Origin of the sequence: Archangium gephyra (genome assembly GCF_042230915.1) — a bacterium.
Taxonomy (GTDB): Bacteria; Myxococcota; Myxococcia; order Myxococcales; family Myxococcaceae; genus Archangium; species Archangium gephyra_B.
Window position 1 is genome coordinate 2661032 of record NZ_CP102578.1, and the last position, 22056, is coordinate 2683087.

Below are 22056 nucleotides of genomic sequence, written 5' to 3' on the forward strand. Positions count from 1 at the left end.
GGGGGCAGGGGGGCGTGGGAGTGGGGGAGGGGGAGCGGGGCGGCTCTTCAGTGCAGGAAGTCCTCGTTGTTCTTCTGCGCCGCCTGCCGCGTCAGCCTCGTCACCCAGGAGCGGGTGAGCGGCGTCTCGCTGTCCCGGCCCCGGTACCGGTCCGTGTTGCTGTCCTGCGGCATCAGCCGGTTCACGTGCGCGAGCACCGTCGCCGTCAGTCCCGGTGCCAGCGTCCGCGCCAACACCGCCAGCTTCGCCGGCAGGCCCACCAGGATCTCCGCATCGCCCCGGCGGCACGCCTCGATGATCTTCCGCGCCGCCCGCTCCGCGTTCATCGACATCCCCGGCAGCGAGTCTCCCAGCACGAACCACGCGTACTCCGCCTCGTGGTCACCCTTGAAGAACGCGTTGGGCGGGCTGCCCGTGCGCATCAATGACGGGCACACCGTCGTCACCAGGATGCCGTCCTGCGCCAGCTCCGCCCTCATCCCGTCCGACAGGCCCACCAGCGCGAACTTGCTCGCGCTGTAGGGCACCAGGTGCGGGATGCTCACCTTCCCGCCAATGGACGAGATGTTCAGGATGCGCCCCCAGCCCCGCCGCTTCATCTCCGGCAGCACCGCCAGGGACGTGTAGAGCGGACCCCAGAAGTGCACGTTCATCGCCTCCTCGAAGTCCTCCTCCGTCATCGACTCGAGCGGCCCCACCTGGATGCCCCCGGCGTTGTTCACCAGGACGTCCACCGCGCCGAAGCGCTCGTGCACCTGCGCCACCATCGCCTCCACCTGCACGCGATCGCTCACGTCGCAGGCGATGGCCAGCACCTCACCTCCCTGTCCCTCCAGCTCGTCGCGGGCCCGCGCCAGCTCCACCTCCTCCCGGGCACTGAGGATGACGCGCGCCCCCTCGGCCAGGAACTGACGGGCCATCACCAATCCCAGTCCTCGCGAGCTGCCCGTCAGCAACACCGTGCGCCCCGCGAAGCTCACCCTCTCCCGAAAGAGCGCCCGGAGCCCCATCACCGCCCCCATTCCAGCGGCGGTCAGGGCTCCGAGCGACAGCCGGGAGGCCTCTTTCTTGTTCCGGCCTGCCATGTCGATCCTCGTGCGCGGGGGTTCAGGGCGCGAATGCGCCAGAGGTGGCTTCGGGGCCGGTGAGCCGCTCCAACAGCCGCCGCAGCTCGGGGTTCGTCGCCGCCTCGCCCGCCACGCGCAGGCGCAGGATGCCGAAGGCGTCGTACACCAGGAACGTCGGCACCTCCTCCACCCCGTAGGCCGCCTCCATCGAGCCGTCGTCCACCGCCACCGGGTGACGGAAGCCCATCCGCTTCACGATGGCCTCGATGTCATTGGTGTCCAGCGCATGGCCCAGGTCCTCGCCCTCCATCGGCACATGCACGCCGATGACCTGCAAGCCCTTGGGGATGAACTCGTCCAGCAGCGTCTTCACCAGCGGCAGCTGCTCCTGGTTCGTCTTGCTCAGCTCGGACCAGAAGTACAGCAGCGTGGGCCGGCCGCGCAGGTCATGCACGTGCACGGGGGCATTGATCCAACCGCCTTCGGGATCCAACAGCGTCAGGGGAACATCCATCGAGGACATGGGCAGGGCCTCCTCAAAGGGTGGAGAGGACGGGATTCAAGCTAGGCATCCACGCCCCGCGCCCCGGACGCCTCCCTCCACCCGTCCCCTCCCCACCCGGCACGCGCGGCGCCTGCTCCCCCGTCCGGTGTCTGACGCGGCGCGTCGAGAAATCCAGTTCTGACACGGTGAGTCAGGATTGGGAGTTTTAACGGGATTGGAAGGTTTTCAGTTTTTCATAACCTGGGAGTAAAGTGGCTCCGCCTGCACGGCAGACAGCCGGGCGGGTACCCCCTTGGAAGCAAGAGCAGGAGGCGCTCTCTCATGAAGAAGCTTTTGAGCACGGCCATCATCGCCGCCACCGCCCTGGTGGGCGCGGAGGCATCGGCCACGAACTATTCGCTGTGGATCCACGGCCGTAACGGCAACACCACGAAGGCGGGCAACTACGCGGACTTCAGCTACTGGGGTCCGAGCACCACCGCGGCCGGCATCAACAAGAAGTCCGTCAACTGGAACGGCACGCAGCGCATCTCGGTGGAGAACTACCGCGTTCGCGACGCGCTGGACTGCTTCTGCACGGGCGCCAACTGGTGCTACATCGCGGCGCACAGCGCGGGCAACCTGCAGATCGGCTACGCGCTGTCCATGTACGGCGGCTCGGCGCGCTACAAGAAGAACGCCGTCCCCAGCTCCACGGGCGTGTGCGGCAACACCGACGGCACCACCCAGGTGGGCTGGAACATCAAGTGGGTGGACGTGGCCTCGGGCGCTGGCGGCGGCAGCGAGCTGGCCAACATGGGCGACTGGGCGTCGAGCGAGCCGCTCACCAGCGACCTGGTCACCTCCACGGCGCGCGGCATGTACAACCACAACACCACGCGCTCCAAGTGGTTCTACATGTTCGCCGGCGCCAAGGGCACGCTCTACTCGGGCACGCTGCCGGGCCAGGATGACGAGGCCGTGGCCTACCACTCGACGGGCGGCGTCGCCAGCACCGGCGGCTTCTGCAACCCCGGCGACTGGTTCTGCGACGGCACGCTGAACACGGGCACCTCGGCCACCAGCAACGGCGTGGCCAAGTGGAGCTACCACACCGTGTCGCTGCGCGATGACGGTGAGAGCTACGACCACTACGCCGCCGGCAACTGGGCCGGTATCGTCGGGCCCGTGCGCGCCGACATGGCCGCCTACGCCTACTGAGCCGTTTCTGGCAGCATTGGATGTACCCCATGACTCAGCGCCCTTCCCGCCGTGGCCGTTGGCTTCTCCTGCTCGTTCCTCTCGTGTTGGGAGTAGGCGGGGTGCTGCTCTCCGTGGGGCTCATCCGTCCCGGGCCGGGTGTGGCGGATTCGTCCGCGCCCGGTCCGGAGTCCCCGGACAGTCCGGCCGGCCCGCCGTCTCGTGGGCCGGCTCGGCCTTCTCCGGGGGTCGCCGTGCAGCCGCCCGCCGGTCCTCCGCTGTCACCCGAGGAGGCCGAGCGCGAGGCACAGCGCCAGTTGTGGGAGAAGCGCCTGACCCGGGCCCGCTTCACCTATGACTCCTACAAGCAGTCCACGCGCTACCCGCACGAGTCGCGGCCCATCTCGGAGCAACCGGACCTGGTGTACCCGGCCTCGCCCGAGCGCAAGCAGCCCCTCGGCAAGGAGCAGCGGGACATCGCGCTGAAGCTGAAGCAGGAGAAGATCTACGTCGTGGGCGACGAGACGGTGCGCTTCTTCGTGGGCTGCGAGAACGCGAGCACCGGGCAGCCGCTGCCGTGCGAGGTGCACTCCGCCGTGGCCCGTGAGGCGCCGCACCTGGCGCAGGCCGGGCAGGCCGCCGCGGTGCCGCTGGACTTCAACGACACGGGCCGTGAGGGCGACGAGGTGGCCGGGGACGGCATGTGGACGGGGCGCTTCCAGCCCTCGCGCCAGGGCTTCGCCATGTTCGAGGGCACGCTGCGCGTCGAGTTCCGCGTGCGCGCCAGCGGCAACGCCGAGGGCGGGGCCTTCTTCGACATCGTCTTCACCCCGGCCGCGCCCGCCACCTTCACCGGCAAGGTGCGCGAGGTGGTGGAGCAGGGCTCCCTGCAGCTCTACGTCGGCCTGCAGGTGCGCAAGCCCGGCCGCTACGTGATGGCGGGCCGCGTGGACGACGAGGCGGGTATTCCTTTCGCTTATGTGGAATTCAACGAGGAGTTGGAGGCCGGTGCACGCGAGGTGAAGTTCACCGTCTTCGGGCTGCTGCTCCACGACAAGAACCCCGACTTCCCCCTCCGGCTGCGCGACGTGGAGGGCTTCCTCCTCCGCGAGCAGGGAGATCCCGACCGCGAGGTGGTGAAGGCCCTCTATGGCCCCGTGCACCTCACCCAGCAGTACACGCTGGACCGGTTCTCCCCCGACGAGTGGACGAGCGAGGAGCGCCAGCGCTACCTGGACGAGTACGCCAAGGACGTGGCGCAGGCCGAGTCGGAGCTCGGCAACCTGTCCGGACGGCCGGGCAACCCCAAGGCCCCCTAGAAGTCTTTTTGCTGGAACCGCGCACGATTTGCGGTCCCGCGACCTGCGCGCGCGCAGTGGTTGCGTGCGCGGGTGGACGTTGCTCTCGGACTTGGGGGCGGCCCGCGCCTTGCTACGGAAGGGAGTGTTCCCGCGCCCCTGCCTCAGGGGCTCGTCCTCCCCCACGCAAGGTCTGAGTTCCCGTATGAGCAGCATCCAGGCGAGCCCGAATCGCACCCCCCCACCGAGCAACGTCCGTCCGTCCGACAGCCAGAGCAACGACCTGCGCCTGGTTCCCGTGGAGATCGCCCCGGACACCTTCTGGGTGGGCAAGAGGGACCCCGGCACCATCTTCTACGCCAACCCGTACCTGCGCCGCTTCCGGGGCACGGATCCGAAGACGGGCCGGCCCAACGAGTTCAACCTCCTCATCGATCCGGGCTCGAGCAGCGACTTCGCCGCGGTGTCCACCAAGGTGACGTCGCTCATCGGCGGGTTGGACCGGCTCAGCGCCGTCTTCATCAACCACCAGGATCCGGACGTGGGCTCGTCGGCGAGCATCATCTCGGCGCGCTACGCCCCCAAGGCCGGCATCCTCTGCTCCGAGGACACCTGGCGGCTCATCGTCCACCAGAACCTGCCGCGCGGCCGCTTCATCGCCACGGAGAAGTTCAGCCACGGCCTCAACGTGCCCACCGGCCACAAGCTGCTGCCGGTGCCCTCGCCCTTCTGCCACTTCCGCGGCGCGGTGATGCTCTACGACCCGGAGACGCGGGTGCTCTTCACCGGCGACCTGTTCGGCGGCGTCACGGACGTCAACGCGCAGGGCCTGTGGGCGGATGAGTCCGACTGGACGGGCATCCGCGCCTTCCACCAAATCTACATGCCGGTGAACCTGGCGCTGCAGCGCGTGGTGGCGGTCATCCGCAAGCTGACGCCGGCGGTGGAGATCATCGCGCCGCAGCACGGGCGGCTCATCCGCGGGCCGCTCATCCAGACGTTCCTGGAGCGGATGGAGAAGCTGCCGGTGGGTCTGGACATCATGGACGAGGCCCAGGACCGCTCGCACCTGCAGGCGTGGAACGTGGTGCTGGAGCGGGTGATGACGCTGGCGCGCGGCTACCTGGGCGGCTCGGTGGACGAGAAGCTGATGGGCAGCACGGAGCTGGCCGAGACGGCGAAGGTGCAGAACGGCCAGGTGTCCATCCAGCGGCTGGGGCGCTGGACGGTGGAGCACGTGGTGGAGCTGCTGTGCCACGGCGAGCCGCCGGAGATCGCCGGTCCCATCATGATGGAGGCCACCACGGCCGCGGCCGAGTACAACCTGCCCACGCCGCACCTGGACATCGAGGGCAATGGCGTGGCCTCCAACGTGTCGCTGCTCGCCGGTTGAGGCCGGGCGGGGAGGGGAGGCTGCCGTGACGGACGAGGAGCACGACAGCGGAGTGGCGTACCTGAATCCCGAGGAGGGCGCGGTGGTGCCGCCGCCCGTGGCCCCGCCTCCCACGCGGGATTCGCGGGGGAGCGGGCCGGCGCGCACGTTGCTGCTGGGCAGCAGCGAGCACCCGGTGGATGGGTCCGGGCATCCGGTGGGCGAGCAGGGCCACCCGGTGGTGCGCGGGCTCATCCCGGGGCAGGTGCTGGCCGGGCGCTACCGGGTGGAGCGCTGGCTGGGCTCCGGTGGCAGCGCCATGGTGCACGAGGTGACGGACCTCACCACGGGCGCGCACCTGGCGCTCAAGGTGCTGGCCGTGCCGGGCGCGGACGCGTCGCAGATTGCCCGCTTCCGCCAGGAGGTGGAGCACGCGCGGGGGCTGGACCATCCCAACATCATGCGCGTCCACGACGTGGGGGTGGATGGGGACCGGCACTTCCTCACCGCGGAGCTGCTGGTGGGGATGGACCTCAAGCGCCGCCTGCTGGGCGTCCGCCCGACGCTGGCGGAGTCGCTGCGGTGGCTCACCCACGCGGCGGCCGCGCTGGAGCACGCACACGGGCGCGGCGTGCTGCACCGCGATGTGAAGCCGGGCAACCTCTTCCTCACGAAGCCGGGCATCCTCAAGCTGATGGACTTCGGGCTCGCCAAGAGCGCGCACGTGGCCGGCGTGACGGCGCAGGGCGCGGTGCTCGGCACTCCCGAGTACATGGCGCCCGAGCAGATTTCGGGCGCGCATCCCGTCTCTCCCGCGACGGACCTCTACTCGCTGGGAGTGGTGGCGTATGAGCTGCTCACGGGGCAGCTGCCCTTCCGCCACCCGCAGCCGGTGCCGCTCATGTTCCTGCACGTGCAGCAGGCGCCGGTGCCTCCGCGCACGCTCACCCCGGGCCTGCCCGAGCCCTTCGAGCGCATGGTGCTCAAGCTGATGCAGAAGCACCCGGAGCACCGCCATCCGAGTGCCGCCGCGCTGCGGGGCGACCTCGCCCGGCTGTGGCCGCTCGCGTTGCCTCCGAAGGCGGGGGAGAGATCCTCACCCTGACCCCCTTCAGGGAAGTCGAGTCAGAGCCTGGCGGGTCACGTCATGAAAGTCCCTCCCTCTCTGGTCCAAGTATGCGTGGCGCCCTGGGAGCGCTCTCGCGTTCTCCTCATTCGTCGCGCACCTACCTGGGAGCTGCCTTCGCTTCACGCCAGTGGAGGGCCTCGGGAGAATCCGCGGGCGCGCCGGCTTCACCCCGCAGCAGCCGCGTCACCTGCAACGCGAGCGGGCGCACCTCGTCCAGGTCGATGAATTGCTCGCTCCCCTCGAACAGCTCACCGTCCGCGTGATCGAAGCCCCGGGGCCGAGGGCGCTCCACCTTCCCGGTCCTCCGCGCGACGGACTCGCAGCAGTCGATGACGAGCTTCCGGGTGGGCGCGTCGGCCACGTACAGGTCCAGGCCGAGATCGTGGGTCCCCGTGAGGTGACGTACGCCTGGAGCGTCCAGTACTCCCAGAGCTCCGCCTGCTTCCGGCGCAGCCCCCGCGCCTCCAGTTCCACCAGCAACAACGCGAGCAGGTCACGGATGGCGCCGTCGCTGTCCCAGATGCCCTTGCCCCCGAACTCGATGAAGCTGCTCGCCACCGCATCCCTCCTGATGCAAACGGGAGCCCGGACTCCCTGCTCCGGGCCCCTCCTTTCCATGCTACGACGCCTTCCCTCGCCAGACCCAGGCCGGTTCAGCGCGGGGTGAGCTTGAGCAGCCTGCCGTTGGTGTCGTCGGTGAGCAGGTAGAGCGCTCCCTCGGGGCCTTGCACCACCTCGCGGATGCGCGCGCGCAAGTTCGTGAGCAGCCGCTCCTCGCCCACCACGCGGTCATTCCTCATCATCAGCCGCACCAGCGCCTGGCTGGACAGGCCTCCGATGAAGACGTTGTCGCGCCACTCGGGGAAGAGCTCCCCGGTGTAGATGGTCATCCCCGAGGGCGACATCACCGGATCCCAGTAGTACACGGGCTGCTCCATGCCCGGGCCTTGCGGGCTCTCGTGGATGGGCGCGCCCGAGTACTCCTCGCCATAGCCGATGGTGGGCCAGCCGTAGTCCTTGCCCGCCTCGGGGCGGTTGAGCTCGTCTCCCCCGCGCGGCCCCATCTCCACCGTCCACAGCCGCTGCTGGCGGTCGAGCGCCGCCGACAGGATGTTGCGGTGCCCCACCGACCAGATCTCCGGCCTGGCTCCCTCGGTGTTCACGAACGGGTTGTCCAGGGGCACCGAGCCGTCGGGGTTGATGCGGACGACCTTGCCGAAGTGGCTCCGCACATCGCGCGCCTGCACCCGGCCCGCGAGGATGGAGCGCTCCCCGAGCGTGACGAACAGCTTGCCGTCGGGGGTGAACACCAGCCGTCCTCCCGCGTGCAGGGTCGACTCGAGCGTGGGCATCATGCGGAAGATGACCTGCACGCCCTCCACGCGCGGCTGCTCACCCTCCACGAGCTTCGCGCGTGCCACCGCCAAGCCGTTGCCGCCCGCGCGCGGCTCGTAATAGGTCCAGTAGATGAGGCCGCTCTGGGCGTAGTCGGGGCCCACCTCCACGTCGAGCAGACCGCCCTGTCCACGGCCGTCCACGGGCGGCAGACCCGCGACGGCGGGAGACTTCGCACCCTGGGACGTGACGATGTAGAGCGAGCCGGTGGGCTTCTCCGTCACCAGCATGCGCTGGTCGGGGAGGAAGGCGATAGCCCAGGGATTCCTGAAGCCCGAGGCGATCTCGGTGACCTGCAAGGCCGTCTTCGTCTGGATGGCCGGAGCGCGCGTCTGGCCGGGGAAGGCTGGTTGGAACTCGGGCACGTTGGGAGGGCCCGTCGGGACGGGAGGGCCGCTGGGAAGCGGTTCCTCGGGCGGAAGCTCCGTGTCCCCGGGGGGCGGCGGCGGGCCGTCCGGGTTGGGGGGCTTGCTGGTACAGCCCGACAGGAGGGCGGCGAGGAGGAGGGTCATCGACAAGATTCGCATGGGACTCTCTCCAGCAGAGGGGGGGGAAGGGGGCCCCTTGGCGGTCCAATAAACAAGGAGGGAGGGGCACGCCATCAAACGATCTGGCGGGGTCGGCGAGCGGACTGTTGCTCCTGTTGCCTCCGAAGGTGGGGGAGAGACCCTGACCCCCTTCAGGGAAGTCGAGTCATCGCCTGGCGGGTCACCCCGAGGCCCGGGGCCATGAGGTCCCGGGCCTCCCTGCTCATTCACGGCCTCGTGGCTCAGGGCGCGGGCGTGTACAGCTCGCAGCTCGAGCCCGGGACGTTGGCCTGGTTGGGGCCCACGACCAGCACCTTGTCATTGAGCAGCCGCGTCGCCGTATGCCTCCAACGGGTCTCGTTCGCATCCTCCTGGGCGGGGAGCTCGCCGTTCTGGATGAGCAGCCACTCGGGGAAGGTGAAGACGCGGTCATCCCCGGCCACCCGGGTGCGGATGCGCTGCGACACGGTCTGCGCGCCGTAGGGGACGTCCAGCAGCAGGAACTGCGACATGAACGGACCCACCGTGCTGCCGGGCAGGGAGTCGCGGAACAGCGTGTCCGCCGTCACCAGCATGTTTGTGTTTGGTTTTGTGCTTTCCCCCAACACGGAGCCACCGGGATCTCCAGTGGACACCCCCCATGAGTCGGCGACACGGGAAGCTGCGATGCACGGGACGCCGACGAAGCAGGAGCACCTGCTCATGCTCGCGCGGCAGGAGAGCTTCAAACCGCTGCTGCTCGGGTCCCTGGAGGAGGGGAGGGCGCTGGGTGTGCTCGCCGGCCGAGGCCCGGCGCGAACGTCCGCCTCGCATGGGAGCGAGGCCTCCGTACGCTCGCTCGGACTGCCACGAAAAAAAGCAGGAGGGGCGCTGTTTTAGTTGTCCCGTTGCTTCGTTCGAAGGCAACGGGTCGCGCCAGCCAAGCCAGGACACCCTCGATGCTGACTTCGCCTTCCCAACCTTCCGCCTCTCTGGCCCGGGCAACGCTCCTCAAGATGGGCGTGCGCATCGCCGTTGTCATCGCGTTGACCACGCTCGTCAGCTACTTCCACATGCTCCGCACCTTGCGCGGGGATGCCCTCCAGCAGATGGAGCGGCATGTCGTGGAACGCAGCCAGCGCGAGCAGGCCATCTTCCTCCTGGCGGAGGACAACCACGGCCTCATGAAGACGGCCCTGCGCGAGCGGATCGTGGCTTGGAGCCAACAGGACCCGAACCCCCGCTTCGACAGCCTGTTCACGCACCTGCCCGACGGCTCGGTCCGCTCCCGCGCCGAGGGGTTCGACGGGACGCGCATGGTGAGTGTCTTCGTCCCCAAGGGTGTTTCGCTCGACCTCGGGCTCCGCCGCCGCATCCTGGCCGCGTACGACGTGGTCGCCCAGTACGGGCCGGCCTTCTCGGCACGCTTCATGGACACCTACATCACCCTGGCGGAAGGACCGGCCATCACCTTCTGGCCCGGGCACCCCAACTGGAGCCTGGAGATCCCGGCCGATTTCTCCTCCCTCGGGTTCGACTACTACACGATGAGCCTGCCCGAGCAGAACCCAGGGCGGCGGACGACCTGGAGCGGCATCTTCCTGGATCCCACGACCCAGAGCTGGATGGTGACGGTCACCACCCCGCTCGACATGGATGGCCGCCAGGTCGCGTCGTTCGGTCACGACGTCCTGCTCGATGACTTGATGACCCGCTCCATCAAGGACCATCTGCCCAACGCGTACAACCTGCTCGTCCGCGACGACGGCCAGCTCATCGCCCATCCCGAGCTGGAGCTGGAGGGCGCCACCGTCGGCTACGACCTCCATGGCACCGGCGCGTCGACGGGAGAGGGGCGTCCCCCGCGGTTCGCTTCCGAGGCGCAGCGGGCCCACCTGCGGGCCCTCTTCGAGCGGGTGAAGAACCGTCAGCCCGGAGAGGTCATCCTGGAGCTCCCGGAGTTTGGCGAGTACCTGGCGGTGGCCCGGCTGCGCGGGCCCGAGTGGAACTTCGTCACGGTGCTGCCCCAGAGCGTGGTGTCCGGGGCCGCCTTCAGCGCGGCGCGCTATGTCCTGTTGTTCGGCGTGGCGTCGCTCGTGCTGGAGCTGCTCATCATGGCCTGGGTGCTCCAGCGGGAGATCTCCCGACCGTTGCAGTCCCTCACCCGGGCGGCCCACTCCGTGGCGGCCGGTGATTTCCAGGTCGAGCTGGGCACCGCGCGCGGTGACGAGCTGGGCGTCCTGGCGGGTGCCTTCCGGATGATGGCCGACAAGGTGAAGCAGCGCGAGGAGGAGCTGCGCATGGCGAACGAGAGCTTGGAGCAGCGGGTCGAGGAGCGCACGCGGGAGCTGAAGGAAGTCCACCAGCAGCTCGTGCGGACGGCACGGCAGGCGGGCATGGCGGAGATCGCCACCAATGTGCTGCACAACGTGGGGAACGTGCTCAACAGCGTCTACACCTCGGCGCAGCTCGCCAAGGAGCGGCTCGAGCGGCTGAGGCTGGAGCAGGTGGGCCGCGTGGCCACCCTGCTCGAGGAGCGCCAGACCGAGCTCTCGACCTTCCTCACCCAGGACGAGCGCGGGCGAAACATGATGCCCTTCCTGCGCCGGCTGGGGCAGAACCTGCTCGAGGAGCGCCAGGAGCTCTACACGCTGCTCGATGACGTGGGCCGCTACACCGAGCACATCGGCGACATCGTCAAGGTGCAGCAGACCCATGCCCGCACGCCCCGGCTGAACGAGCCGGTGTCCCTGGAGGCGCTGGTGGAGGATGCCCTGCGCATCAACGCGGCCGGGCTCTTGCGCCATCAGGTGAAGGAGGAGCGGCGCCTCACCGCGCTGCCGCCGGTGCTCACCGACAGGCACAAGGTGCTGATGATCCTCGTCAACCTGGTCAGCAACGCCAAGTACGCCATGGATGAGACGCCCGTGGAGCAGCGGCTCCTGCGGGTGACGCTGGAGCGCGTGGGCACCGACCGCGTGCGCATCGACATCCGAGACCAGGGCCTGGGCATTCCCCCGGAGATGCGCACGCGCATCTTCCAGTACGGCTTCACCACCCGCGATGGGGGGCACGGCTTTGGCCTGCACTCCAGTGCGCTGGCGGCCCAGGAGCTGGGCGGCTCGCTGACGGCCCACAGTGACGGGCCCGGACAGGGGGCCACGTTCACCCTGGAATTGCCCTTCCACCCGGCCGAGCAGGCCCCCACTCCCTGACCACCTGGCGCCGCCCGCCCGCACCGGGCGGCGCTTCATGTCCTGGTTCGTGTCATATGCCTTGACGGGCATATGAACGGGTGGCTATATATCTCTCGTGGAATCATCGTTTGCCATCCTCGCGGAGCCCCATCGACGGGCCATCTTGAGCCTGCTGCTCTCGGCTGAGCGCTCCGTTGGCGAGCTCGAGCGCGAGCTTCGGCTGTCGCAGCCGTCCGTCTCCAAGCACCTGCGAGTGCTGCGAGAGGCGGGGTTCGTGGAATCACGAATCGAAGCGCAGCGGCGCCTCTATCGACTGAGACCGGAGCCGCTCATGGAGCTGGACGCATGGCTCGTTCCCTTCCGGCGCTTCTGGTCAAAGCACCTCGATGCCCTGGAGCAACACTTGGAGAAGATGGACAAGGTGCCCTCTGTGAAAGGAAAGAAAAGACATGAGCAGCCGTGAGCAATACGCGCCGGGTGCCGCTTCGGGCGCCGAGGTCCGCAAAGAGGGAGAGAAGTGGACGCTCGTTGTCGTCCGCGACCTCTCTCATCCTCCTGCGAAGGTTTGGAAGGCGCTCACGGACCCCGAGCATCTCCGCGAATGGGCTCCGTTCGACGCTGACCGGAACCTCGGTGCCGTGGGCACCGCGAAGCTCTCGACGGTGGGAGCGCCAACGCCGCTCGTCTCCGAGACCCGCGTGAAGCGGGCTGATGCGCCCAAGGTGCTCGAATTCAGCTGGGGGGAGCAGGACCTCCGCTGGGAGCTGGAGCCGCAGGGAGCTGGCGGCACGCGGCTCACGCTCTGGCACAACATCGACCGTCGATTCATTGCCATGGGCGCCGCGGGCTGGCAGATCTGCCTCGATGTGCTGGACCGGAGTCTCGCCGGTCAGCCCATTGGACGCATCGTCGGCCCCGACGCCATGAAGTTCGGCTGGCAGCGATTGCACGCCGAGTACGCAGAGCAGTTCGGCAAGTCTTGAAAGAGGAAGAACCCCATGGAATCGACCCTGCCAAACCCGGCCCTCTCGCCGAACGACCTGAACATGCCCCGCTCCAGGGGAATGGTGATCGGCTTCTGGATCGTCACCGCGCTCTTCTGCCTGCAGATGGGCTTCACCGCCTACGCGCAACTGCGTCTGCCGCAGGTGGCGGAGGCGTTCACCCACCTCGGCTTCCCCGACTACTTCCGGGTGCAACTCTCGTGGGCCAAGCTCCTCGGCGTGGTGGTGCTGCTGACGCCGGTGCCGGCGCGGCTCAAGGAGTGGGCTTACGCCGGCTTCGCCATCAACCTCGTCTCCGCGCTCATCGCCCACCTCTCGGTAGGCGACGGCCCGGAGGCGTGGGGCTTCGCGGTGGCCACCGGCATGCTCTGGGGGTTCTCGTACTTCTTCTGGCGCCGCTTGCAGGCCACGCCCGCGAGCGCCTGACCGAGCGGTGAGTCCCCTTTCCGGCCTACGACAAAGACGACATGAACCCTTCTGAGCTCATCGACAAAGAGATCGCCGCTCACCCCGACTGGCGGGGACAGACGATGGCGGAAATCCGTCGCATCATCCGCGAGACCGTTCCCGACGTGACGGAGGAATGGAAGTGGATGGGCACGCCCACGTGGAGCCACAACGGCATCCTCTGCATCTGCAATGCCTTCAAGGACATGGTGAAGGTGACCTTCATCAACGGAGCGAAGCTGGAGGACGTGGACGGCGTCTTCAATGCCGAGCTCGGCGGCAACAAGTGGCGCGCCATCAAGCTCTTCCAGGGCGACAAGGTGAACGCGAGCGGGCTGAAGAAGCTTCTCCTCGCGGCCGTGGCGTTGAATGCCGCCAAGGGAAAGGGCAAGGCCAAGCCCGCCACGTCCGGCGGGGCACGAACCGGCAAGCCGGCCACGGCAAAGAAGAGGCCGGCCAAGGCACCAGGGAAGACGACGACGGGCGCCAGGACGGCGCCGAAGGCAAAACGCGCGGCCGCCCGCGGTGCCACGTCGAAGCGGTAGTGTCCTTCCAGGGGGGGCCAGCGCACGACCCGCCCGGGACTGGTGCCGGTATGCTCGCCCCCCTTGAGCACCTGGGTCCCGTTGACGAACACGTCGCGCACGCCAGCGTGCATGCGCTCCGGGTTTGAAGTCACTCCTGTCCGGCCAGGATCAACTCCTGCATCTTGTTGCTGACGGGCATGGCGCCGCCTCCGTAGTTGGACAGGACGATGGCGGTGTAGCCGCTGTCGAGGAACATATCGAGGTTGGAGCTGATCCCTGAGAAGCCGCCGCTGTGGCCAACGATGCGGTTCGTCGGTCGACGTTGAAACCGTAGCCGTATCCGGGCGAGTTGAGTTCGGGCTTGGCCGAAAGCAACTGGCGGACGTACTCCGCGCCAACCAGTTTGTTCGCGCGCAGTGCCGTGTCGAACTTCAGGAGATCGCCGACAGTCGAATAGCCGCCGCCCGCCGGGCCGCCGCGGATGACGTGCTGGAAGATGTTGTTGCGGAAGCGGCTCGTGCCGTCATCGTTGAACTCCTTCTGGTAACCCACGGCGAGGTTGGGCGTCACCAGGTCCAATTCGTAAGCGTCTGTGTTCGTCATCCCGGCGGGCTTGTAGATATTGTCTCGGACGTAATCGAAATAACTTTGCCCGGTCACACGCTCGATGACCGCGCCGAGCACGAGTATCCCCGTGTTGCTGTAAGCCCACTTCGTTCCCGGCTCGAAGGCGAGCGTCTCGCCCTCGGCGAGTTTCATCATGTCGTCGACGGTGCGGAAGCGCGCGCGCGACGAGTCCATGAACTTCTGGTTGAAGTAGCTGCCGAGGCCCGACGTATGCGTCAGCAGGTGCTTGAGCTTGATCTTCTGCGCCGCCTCTTTCGTCGGGAACTCCGGGAGGAACTTCGCGAGCGGGTCTTCAAACGAGAGCTTGCCGCGCTCGGCGAGCTGCGCGATGGCGACCGCCGTGAACATCTTGTTCATCGAGCCGAGGTTGAACTTCGTGTCCGTGCGGTTCGCGACGTGGAAATCCTTGCTGGCCTCGCCGTAAGCCTTCTCGAAGAGAACCTTGCCGTCCTTCGCCAGGAGCACCGCGCCGGAGAACACGTCGGCCCCCGCCAGCTTCTGCACGTAGAGCTTGAGCTCGCGCGCACGCTCCACATCCGTCAGCTTCTTCACGGCGCGCTCACCGGACGGGGATTTCGACGGGCTCATGTCGATGTCCGTGATGCGGTGGGGCGCATTCGCTTCGACGCTCACCCGGAGACGCATCCAGTCGTCCGTCAACTTCGCGCGCAAGAGCGCGGTCGCCTCCGTCGCGCTGCCATCCTGGATGCCCTGCACCTCCACGCCTCGTGTGCGGTCGCGTACCTGGGCGATGAAGTTCAGGTGCGCGCGCATCGGCATCTGCGCCAGTTCGCCACCGTAGGTCTCCTCGATGAAGCGCTTGACCGCCGCCGCGTCCGCGGAATTGATGAGCTTCACCAACTCGGTGACGCGCCGAACGGCCGGGGTTTCCGGTGCGGCGGGCTGCGCCTGGACAGCGGCAGGCACGCAGAGGAACAACAGGATGGCGCAGACGATTGAATTCATGAGGCCCGAAGGTTTTCTCATCACGTGATGGTCCTCGCTTGTGGAGGGGCGCTGGCAAGGCGCCCTGCTGATGTCAGGGGCCCGGGGGCGGGTTGGGGAGGGTGATCCGGATGTTGAAGGTATACCGCACCGCGAGCGGGCTCCCCTGGGAAGTGACAGGCTTGAAGCGAGCGGTGGACATGGCGCGCAGCACCTCCACTTCCAACTCCCGCAGTTCCGGCTTGGGGCCGATGAGCGCGCAGTCCGTGACCAGACCCTCGACGGTGAGGGTGCAGGTGGTGATGAGCAGCCAGCTCGTGCCCGGTGGGTAGCGCGGAGGCAGCAGCGAGTCGGGAATGCGCGGGATGTCTCCGGAGAGCTTCTCGGGGCGCGTCATGCCCGGCCCGAAGGGAGGGAGCTCCTTCGAGGCTAGGGGGGCCTGGGCCCGCGGGGCGGAGGGCTCCGGGGTGGCTCCCGTCGCCTGGGCCGGCAGCGCGGCCCCGAGCACCAGGACGAGCAGGGCCGCGGCCAGACTGCCCGCGAGCCGCCAGGGGTGCAGGGACGCCCCGCGCTCGGGCACGGCGAGCAGCCGCTGGATGCGCAGCAGGAGCGAGCCCCCATTCGCCGCGACGGCCAGGACGGGGGCGCTGGCGCGCAGTTGCTCGAGGTGGGCCAGCGTGCGCGAGTACAGCCGGGCGTCGCCACAGCTCTCCACGGCCACGTCATCCGCGCAGTGCTCGCGCTCCTCGCGGATGAGCGCGGACAGCCACCACACCGCGGGATGGTAGAACAGGGCCGTCTCCACCAGCGCCTGCAGCAGGTTCACCAGGTAGTCGTGCCGGCGGATGTGCGCCAGCTCATGCGCGAGCACCGCCTCCAGTTGCCACACGGAGAGGCCCGTCAGCGCACTGGCCGGCAGGAGGATGATGGGACGCCACCACCCCACCACCGTGGGCACCTCGATGGACGCCGACTCCAACAGGAGCACCGGGCGGCTCACGCCCGTGCGCGCCATCACCCGCGTCAGCGCCAGCATCACGCGCTCTCCTGGCCGCCGTGTTCCCTCCCTGGCGAGCTGCTGCGCCCGCTCCCAGGCGAGCACCGTGCGCAGCGAGAGCACCAGCACGCCGCACACCCACGCGCAGAGCAGCCAGGGGCGGGCCTCCTCCAGCAACGCCCCGGCCCAGGTGGCGAGTGCGGCCTCGGTGACTCCCGTGAGCACGCTCTCGCCCTGCGCGACCGGCGCGGGAGCGGCCCCGGAGGGCGTGCTCGCCAGCATGGACGAGAACGTGGCCACCGGGAGCAGCGCCATCACCAGGAGCCCGAGACAGGCCACCGCATAGCGCGTGCGTGCCGGACGGCGTCCCATGCAGGCCAGGAGCGCGCGCACCCCGAGCGCGATGGCCGCGCCCTGCCACACGAATCCAGCCAGTGCCATCCCCAACGCCCGCATCACCGGCTGCTGCCCGAGCACTTCCAGCGTGTTCATTTCTTCTCCCCCTCGTTCTGGTCCAACAGTCTGCGAATCTCCGCGAGCTCCTCGGGCGTGGCCCTCTTGGCGGAGAGCGCCTGGATGACGAGGCTGGCCGTGGAGCCTCCGAAGGCCCTGTCCATCAAGTCGCGCACCAGCGCGCGCTGCGTCTTCTGCTGGCTGATGGCGGCCTCGTAGACGTGGGTGCGCTCGCGCTCGTCCCGGCGCACGAGGCCCTTCTCCGCCATGTTCTGCATCAGCTTGAGGACCGTGGTGTAGACGGTGCCCTTGTCCTGCGTCTCCTGGAGCGCCTCGTGCACCTGGCGCACGGTGCAGCGGCCCTGCTTCCAGAGGACTCGCAGGATGTCGAGCTCGGCCCGCGTGGGCTGGGGCGGTGGCGTCGGTTTCATGGGCCCCAGTATTACGACGGGCGTCGTAGATGTCAACGACGGGCGTCGTAGATGTCCACGACGGACGTCGTAGAGCTACCCTCCCGGCTCCGGCTCGAGCTCGAGGTGCCAGGGCTCCATGCAGTGCAGACCGTCATCGGCCGAGAAGAAGACGCGGTCCCCGAAGCGCTGAAAGCACCCCGCCAGCGTGGATGGGGACCGGCACTTCCTCACCACGGAGCTCAGAGCCCTTCGAACGCATGGTGCTCAAGCTGATACGGAAGCACCTGGAGCACCGTTACCCGAGTGCCGCCGCGCTGCGCGGTGACCTCGCCCGGCTGTGGCCCCTCGCGCTGCAGCCGAAGAGGGGGCCCGGTTGAGGAAGAGGGCGCCCCTCCCTCCTACGCTTCCGCGGCCCGGGCCTTGGGCGGCACCGGGTGGGCCCACTGCTCCCTCCAGCGGAGGAACGGCCGCTCGACCAGGAGATGCAAGCCGGCGGACACGGCCAGTAGTCCGCCGATGAACGCGAGCGCGGTGAGTGGATGGAAAGGCCCCAGGCCCCGGGCTCCCATCCAATCGAGCACGACGCTCTTCACGAGCTGATGCGTGAGGTACACGCAGTACGTCACCGAGGCGAGCCAGCGGACCCCCGGAATGCGTCCCAGGATGCGGGTGCCGGGCCCGGTGGTCGCGAAGACGACCAGCGCCGCGAACCCCGCCGCGAGGAGCGGGAAGAGCAGCACGCAGCCCCACAGCGTCTTGTTGACCGTGCAGAGCGCCCAGGCCGGAAGGAGCAGGCCTCCCGCCAGGAGCGCGGACCGCATGGGGAACCGGTGCCAACGGGCCCACCATTCCGGCCGGAAGACGTTGACCAGGGCCAGCACCACACCGGCCATCAGACCATCCATCCGGTTCCAGGTCGGCCCGTAGATCCACCTCCAATAGATGGGATTGAGCGGAGCCCCTTCGGGCGGAGTGGCGAGATGAGCCCACCAGAGCCAGGCGCGCAGCGCCATTCCAGCCGCGGCCAGTCCCAGGACGAGAAGCGCGATCTTCCGGGCATTCGCCACCCGGTGGAGGGCGAGCACCAGCAGCGGGAGCACCAGGTAGAACTGCTCCTCGACACACAAGGACCACGCGTGGCCGAAGGCGCCACTACCGGACACGAAGTTCTGGGTGAAGGTGAGGAAGCGCCACAGCGGAGCCATCGCATCGTTGCTCCCCGCCCAGGGGGCCAACGCATAGACGGCGAGCACGACCCAGTAGCTTGGGAGGATGCGGAACACCCGGCGCAGGTAGAAGGTGCCCCACCGCGGGAGCTCCCCGCGCGCGACAGGCTCGAGGAGTTGCCGGCCAATCAAGAAACCGCTCAGGACGAAGAAGAGGTCCACCCCCACCCATCCAAAGCGAGTGGGCTCGGCGAACCATGCCGGAGCGCCGGTGTGCGGATAATGCCGGCCGACCACCCCGAGGATGGCGAAGACCCGGAGTGCATCCAGTCCGGGGAAGCGTTCGGAAGACACGGGCGCGGCGGTGAGCGTGGACCGGCCGGGGATGGACATGGGAAGGCGACGCTAGCGCACTCGACGGCCACCGCGGCCCCTCCCTTGGTGGGAGAGGGGCCATCCACGAGCCCTCTCGAGGACTACTCGTGCGCGGTGACGGTGGCGTAGGCGGCCGCGCGGACGGCGGCGCCCGGGTGCTGGCGCAGGGCTCGCAGGCGGCGCGCCGCGTCCTCGCGCCAGTGCAGGCGCGGCCCCGCCACCGAGACGAGCTTCACCGCCGTCAGCGGCAGCTCCGCGCCCACCTGGTCCGCGACCTCCAGCAGCAGCTCGGGCGTCCACCCGGCACTGGCGTCCTCCAGCTCCGTGGCCACCCCGTCCGCGAGGGTTCTCGCGAAGAGGGGCTCCTCCCGCGTCTCCGTCGCCAGGCCCCGCAGCACCTCCGAGACGGCCCGGGCCTCGCGCCACTCCAGGCTGGCCAGCCGGAGCGCGGCGCTGTCGGGCCATAGCGAAGCGTCCCGGGCGAGCACCCGCGCCACTTCATCGAAGCGCGCCCGCAGGCTCACGCGGACTGGCCGGGGCAGTTCGCGCAACACCTGGAGCAGCTGCCGCAGGCGCTGGCGCGCGGGGACGTCCCGCTCGGGCGTGGCGTCGGGGGCCAGGGGCTCGGAGACGAGCCGCGAGGCGCAGGCCACCACCTGCTCGAAGGCCTTCCCCGCGCGCGTGGCTTCCACCAACGCCCGGGCGGCGTCGTGCCACTCGGCGCCCCCGGTGAGGTCCACCACGCGCCCGGCCGCCTCCCGCGCCACCTGCTCCTCCACTCCGGCGGACCAGCCCGGAAGCACCATGAAGGCCCTTCGGCGCACGGTGAGCTCCGGGTGGCGGGACACCTGGAGCACCAGTGCCGCGTAACGGGGGCGGGCCTCCAGGGGCAGTTGCCAGGGGGGCGCATCGAGGAGGCTTGTGGCCACGTGCTCGTCCGGGCTCCGGGCCATGCTCTCCAGCAGCTCCCAGGCGGCCGGCTCGTCGAGCAGCTGGCGCGCGGCGTGGCCCACGGCGATTCGCACGTCCCGGTGGAGCTGAGGCCTGTCCCACTGCTGGCGGAGCAGCGCCATGCTGCGCGAGGAGCGGAAGGTGCCGAGCAGCCGCAGGGCCTCCTTGTGCACCGTCACCTTGAGCTTCTCTCGCGAGAGCAGCGCGCCGAGCGTGGAGGCGAGCGTCTCGGGGGAGACGCGCTTCGCCACGCGGGGCACCGCGTACATGGCCACCCGGGCGCGGTCTCCGTCGAGGTTCTCCAGCAACAGGGGCAGCGCCGGCTCCGGCCTGTCCAGCCACGCGAGCGCCCCGAGCGCGGCCTCCACCGTGGGCACGTCCGGTGAGCCGAGGAAGGGTGCGAGGGTGTCCACCTCCACCACCTGCAGGCGGGGCAGGGTGTGCAGCACGCTCATCCGCTCGAAGGCGCTGCGCTCGGTGTCGTGGGCCATGCGCAGGAGCAGGTCCCGGTAGCGCAGTTGCTGGCGCGGCAGCCAGCGGTGGAAGCCGCGTTGCACCGAGGGCACCCAGCCCGTCCTCCCCGTGCTGAAGAGCCCCTTCAGGCCACGCCCCTCGAGGTAGGGGTCCAACCACTCCTGCCGGCGCCGGTGGAGGTGCGCGAAGACGGGGGCCAGGGTGACGGTGCTCTCGTCGCGGTCGAGCAGCTTGCGCACCCGGACGTCCTTCGTGCGCGGCGGGGCGAGCCACAGCCCGATGGCCTGCTGCGCGAGCCAGGTGGGCGTGGCCTCGGTGATGGGCTCGAGCATCGCCTGGAGCATGTCCACGTTCCACGCGCGCCGGCCGAGCGCCTGGGTGAGCGCGAGGATGAGGTCATAGCTCTCGCGCTGCCCGGCGGAGCGGATCATCGGCAGCAGGGCGGAGAAGAGGTGGTGCTCGGTGCCGCGCGGCAGATCCCTCTCCAGCGGGGGCAGGGTGAGCGTGCCGGACTGGCCGGCCAGCCGCTTCAGCGTGTCGAGGGCGAAGCGGAAGAGAGGGTTTTCGGGTGCGGTGGCGTGGGCGCGGATGAGCCGGAAGGCCAGCTCTTGCAGCGCCAGTTGCGTGCCGCGCGAGGTGTCCCGTGCCTCGACGACACACGTCACCAGCGCTTCGAGGGCGGGGATGTGGCCGGGCTCGACGATGGACGGCGGCACCTGGGCGAGCGCGCTCAGGGCCTGCTGGCGCACCGGATCCTGATCGTTCTTCAGCCGGGAGAGGAACGTGAGCGTCTCCGTGAGGCCCCGGCGGGACAGGCCCGTGCTGGACACGAGCAGCGAGAGCGCCCGGGCCCGGTCCTCGGCCTTGCTGGCGAAGGCCGCCTTCTGGAGGGGCTCGCGCGCGTGCTCGATGGTGCGCAGGGCCTGCATGGCGAGCTGCCGGTCCCGGTCCTCCCGCACCTCGCGCAGGCCGAGCTGGCGCGCGGCCTCGGCGTCCCGCAGCTCATGGGGAAGCACCTGGAGCAGATCCTCGCGCACCTCGCGGGGCGGTGCCCCCTCGAAGGCATGGGCGAAGGCGGCGGCGCGCTGGGAGGGGGGCAGGGCCTCGAGGAAGCGGGCGAGGTGGTAGGGATCGATCGCCAGGGCCCGTGCGAGGCCGAGGCGCTGCTCGTGGGAGAAGAAGCGCAGGTGGCGCAGCAGGCCGGCCGTCAGCTCATTGACGTTGGCGAGCCGCGCGGCGCGGTAGGCGGGACGGTCGAGCAGCGCGAAGAGCTGCTCGGGGTGCTTGCGCGCGAGCCGTGGGAGCGTGTCCCTCACGAAGCGCGGGAGCTCATCCGGCGCCGAGAAGTCGCGCGCGAGGACGAGCACGGCCTCGCCATGGGTGTGCGTCAGCTCCATCAGCGCGATGCGGTAGGTGGTGAGCAGGGCACCGCGCTCGCGCTCCGGCGCGTGGGTGAGGCGAGAGCGGAGGAAGGCCAGCACCTCGTCCGGGTGGTGGCGCACCAGCGCGCGCCAGGCGTGGAAGGTGTGCTCGAGCTCGGGGAGCAGGCGGCGCACCGTGTCCGCGTCGAGCGCGGGGAGGAGCAGGGCCGCCTCCGCGGCACCATGGCGGGTGCGGACGAGGGGGAGCAGCCGGGCCGCGAGCGCGCTCCTCCGGGCCAGGGCCACGCCCTTGAGGACGCGGCGGCGGACGAAGGGGGACAGCTCCGGCAGCACCCGCTCGAGGGCGGCGTCGTCCTGGATGAAGCTTCCAGCCAGGGCGGCGGCCTGACCGCGCACGAGGCCGGAGGGGTGGGTGAGGGCTCGCAGCACGAGGGACTCGTCGCGCGCGCCCCGGGCCAGCGCGAGCGCCAGGCTCGCCTCGTAGGCCCCGCCGGACAGGAGCCCGTCCGTGAGCTGCGAGAGGGCGGCGCTGCCCCGGGCATCACGTCCCAGCCGGGCGGCCCGCGCGACGCGTGCTCCGTAGCCCAGGGAATCCAGCTCCGACAGCAGCGCCTCGCGCGACGGTACCTGCATGGGTGAGCCCTCCT

The 22056-nt window shown here is 69.4% G+C and carries 19 protein-coding genes; 9 read left to right on the plus strand and 10 right to left on the minus strand.

Features of this window, described 5'->3' with window-relative positions; genetic code table 11:
* Positions 1-47: 47 nt before the first annotated feature.
* Both NR798_RS10610 and NR798_RS10615 read right to left on the minus strand, forming a co-directional pair.
* Positions 48-1085, minus strand: a complete 1038-nt coding sequence (locus tag NR798_RS10610) for an SDR family NAD(P)-dependent oxidoreductase (protein ID WP_375771336.1) — start codon at positions 1083-1085, stop codon at positions 48-50.
* 22 nt (positions 1086-1107) lie between these two features.
* Complete coding sequence (locus NR798_RS10615) at positions 1108-1590, minus strand: TlpA family protein disulfide reductase (protein ID WP_375771337.1); 483 nt, start codon at positions 1588-1590, stop codon at positions 1108-1110.
* Positions 1591-1893: 303 nt separating this feature from the next.
* Between NR798_RS10615 and NR798_RS10620 the strand changes: the two genes are divergently transcribed.
* From NR798_RS10620 to NR798_RS10635, 4 genes are all read left to right on the plus strand, one after another.
* Positions 1894-2772: a hypothetical protein gene (locus NR798_RS10620; RefSeq protein ID WP_375771338.1), complete on the plus strand. Its 879-nt coding sequence runs from the start codon at positions 1894-1896 to the stop codon at positions 2770-2772.
* A 233-nt stretch (positions 2773-3005) separates the two neighbouring features.
* The gene (locus NR798_RS10625) at positions 3006-4070 is read left to right on the plus strand and encodes a hypothetical protein (protein WP_375771339.1); all 1065 of its coding nucleotides are present in this window, start codon (positions 3006-3008) and stop codon (positions 4068-4070) included.
* 184 nt (positions 4071-4254) lie between these two features.
* Positions 4255-5442 carry a hypothetical protein gene (locus NR798_RS10630; RefSeq protein ID WP_375771340.1) on the plus strand — a complete coding sequence of 396 codons (1188 nt, stop codon included), beginning with the start codon at positions 4255-4257 and terminating at the stop codon, positions 5440-5442.
* 25 nt (positions 5443-5467) lie between these two features.
* Positions 5468-6526 carry a serine/threonine-protein kinase gene (locus NR798_RS10635; protein ID WP_375771341.1) on the plus strand — a complete coding sequence of 353 codons (1059 nt, stop codon included), beginning with the start codon at positions 5468-5470 and terminating at the stop codon, positions 6524-6526.
* A 121-nt stretch (positions 6527-6647) separates the two neighbouring features.
* Here the strand turns inward: NR798_RS10635 and NR798_RS10640 are convergent, their stop codons facing one another.
* The 3 genes from NR798_RS10640 to NR798_RS10650 all read right to left on the minus strand — a co-directional run bounded on the left by NR798_RS10640 (position 6648) and on the right by NR798_RS10650 (position 9047).
* Positions 6648-6911: a hypothetical protein gene (locus NR798_RS10640; RefSeq protein ID WP_375771342.1), complete on the minus strand. Its 264-nt coding sequence runs from the start codon at positions 6909-6911 to the stop codon at positions 6648-6650.
* Between the two features lie 292 nt (positions 6912-7203).
* Positions 7204-8472 carry a PQQ-dependent sugar dehydrogenase gene (locus NR798_RS10645; protein ID WP_375771343.1) on the minus strand — a complete coding sequence of 423 codons (1269 nt, stop codon included), beginning with the start codon at positions 8470-8472 and terminating at the stop codon, positions 7204-7206.
* A 242-nt stretch (positions 8473-8714) separates the two neighbouring features.
* A complete protein-coding gene (locus NR798_RS10650) occupies positions 8715-9047 on the minus strand; it encodes a hypothetical protein (RefSeq protein WP_375771344.1) in 333 nt (110 codons plus the stop codon).
* Positions 9048-9410: 363 nt separating this feature from the next.
* Between NR798_RS10650 and NR798_RS10655 the strand changes: the two genes are divergently transcribed.
* The 5 genes from NR798_RS10655 (at position 9411) to NR798_RS10675 (ending at position 13644) form a co-directional block, all read left to right on the plus strand.
* Complete coding sequence (locus NR798_RS10655; RefSeq protein WP_375771345.1) at positions 9411-11666, plus strand: ATP-binding protein; 2256 nt, start codon at positions 9411-9413, stop codon at positions 11664-11666.
* Positions 11667-11811: 145 nt separating this feature from the next.
* Complete coding sequence (locus NR798_RS10660) at positions 11812-12111, plus strand: ArsR/SmtB family transcription factor (RefSeq protein WP_375771346.1); 300 nt, start codon at positions 11812-11814, stop codon at positions 12109-12111.
* Complete coding sequence (locus tag NR798_RS10665) at positions 12098-12631, plus strand: SRPBCC family protein (protein WP_375771347.1); 534 nt, start codon at positions 12098-12100, stop codon at positions 12629-12631. Before NR798_RS10660 ends, NR798_RS10665 begins: the two co-directional genes overlap by 14 nt.
* A gap of 15 nt (positions 12632-12646) precedes the next feature.
* The gene (locus tag NR798_RS10670; protein WP_375771348.1) at positions 12647-13078 is read left to right on the plus strand and encodes a DoxX family protein; all 432 of its coding nucleotides are present in this window, start codon (positions 12647-12649) and stop codon (positions 13076-13078) included.
* Positions 13079-13119: 41 nt separating this feature from the next.
* Positions 13120-13644 carry a DUF1801 domain-containing protein gene (locus NR798_RS10675; protein ID WP_375771349.1) on the plus strand — a complete coding sequence of 175 codons (525 nt, stop codon included), beginning with the start codon at positions 13120-13122 and terminating at the stop codon, positions 13642-13644.
* A 150-nt stretch (positions 13645-13794) separates the two neighbouring features.
* On the opposite strand, the gene NR798_RS10680 is transcribed toward NR798_RS10675, so the two are convergent.
* The 5 genes from NR798_RS10680 to NR798_RS10700 all read right to left on the minus strand — a co-directional run bounded on the left by NR798_RS10680 (position 13795) and on the right by NR798_RS10700 (position 22042).
* Positions 13795-15219, minus strand: a complete 1425-nt coding sequence (locus NR798_RS10680) for a serine hydrolase domain-containing protein (RefSeq protein WP_375771350.1) — start codon at positions 15217-15219, stop codon at positions 13795-13797.
* 73 nt (positions 15220-15292) lie between these two features.
* On the minus strand, positions 15293-16687 hold the full coding sequence (locus NR798_RS10685) for a M56 family metallopeptidase (RefSeq protein ID WP_375771351.1): 1395 nt from the start codon (positions 16685-16687) through the stop codon (positions 15293-15295).
* A complete protein-coding gene (locus tag NR798_RS10690; RefSeq protein WP_375771352.1) occupies positions 16684-17079 on the minus strand; it encodes a BlaI/MecI/CopY family transcriptional regulator in 396 nt (131 codons plus the stop codon). Before NR798_RS10690 ends, NR798_RS10685 begins: the two co-directional genes overlap by 4 nt.
* A gap of 380 nt (positions 17080-17459) precedes the next feature.
* The gene (locus NR798_RS10695; protein ID WP_375771353.1) at positions 17460-18620 is read right to left on the minus strand and encodes an acyltransferase family protein; all 1161 of its coding nucleotides are present in this window, start codon (positions 18618-18620) and stop codon (positions 17460-17462) included.
* An 83-nt stretch (positions 18621-18703) separates the two neighbouring features.
* Positions 18704-22042, minus strand: a complete 3339-nt coding sequence (locus NR798_RS10700) for a hypothetical protein (RefSeq protein WP_375771354.1) — start codon at positions 22040-22042, stop codon at positions 18704-18706.
* Between the last annotated feature and the right edge of the window lie 14 nt (positions 22043-22056).

Coding starts and splice junctions, on each gene's coding strand:
- NR798_RS10695 (WP_375771353.1), bottom strand. CDS start 18,620: ATGTCCATCCCCGGCCGGTCCACGCTCACCGCCGCGCCCGTGTCTTCC.
- NR798_RS10630 (WP_375771340.1), top strand. CDS start 4,255: ATGAGCAGCATCCAGGCGAGCCCGAATCGCACCCCCCCACCGAGCAAC.
- NR798_RS10620 (WP_375771338.1), top strand. CDS start 1,894: ATGAAGAAGCTTTTGAGCACGGCCATCATCGCCGCCACCGCCCTGGTG.
- NR798_RS10680 (WP_375771350.1), bottom strand. CDS start 15,219: ATGAATTCAATCGTCTGCGCCATCCTGTTGTTCCTCTGCGTGCCTGCC.
- NR798_RS10690 (WP_375771352.1), bottom strand. CDS start 17,079: ATGAAACCGACGCCACCGCCCCAGCCCACGCGGGCCGAGCTCGACATC.
- NR798_RS10685 (WP_375771351.1), bottom strand. CDS start 16,687: ATGAACACGCTGGAAGTGCTCGGGCAGCAGCCGGTGATGCGGGCGTTG.
- NR798_RS10610 (WP_375771336.1), bottom strand. CDS start 1,085: ATGGCAGGCCGGAACAAGAAAGAGGCCTCCCGGCTGTCGCTCGGAGCC.
- NR798_RS10615 (WP_375771337.1), bottom strand. CDS start 1,590: ATGTCCTCGATGGATGTTCCCCTGACGCTGTTGGATCCCGAAGGCGGT.
- NR798_RS10670 (WP_375771348.1), top strand. CDS start 12,647: ATGGAATCGACCCTGCCAAACCCGGCCCTCTCGCCGAACGACCTGAAC.
- NR798_RS10675 (WP_375771349.1), top strand. CDS start 13,120: ATGAACCCTTCTGAGCTCATCGACAAAGAGATCGCCGCTCACCCCGAC.
- NR798_RS10645 (WP_375771343.1), bottom strand. CDS start 8,472: ATGCGAATCTTGTCGATGACCCTCCTCCTCGCCGCCCTCCTGTCGGGC.
- NR798_RS10650 (WP_375771344.1), bottom strand. CDS start 9,047: ATGCTGGTGACGGCGGACACGCTGTTCCGCGACTCCCTGCCCGGCAGC.
- NR798_RS10665 (WP_375771347.1), top strand. CDS start 12,098: ATGAGCAGCCGTGAGCAATACGCGCCGGGTGCCGCTTCGGGCGCCGAG.
- NR798_RS10655 (WP_375771345.1), top strand. CDS start 9,411: ATGCTGACTTCGCCTTCCCAACCTTCCGCCTCTCTGGCCCGGGCAACG.
- NR798_RS10700 (WP_375771354.1), bottom strand. CDS start 22,042: ATGCAGGTACCGTCGCGCGAGGCGCTGCTGTCGGAGCTGGATTCCCTG.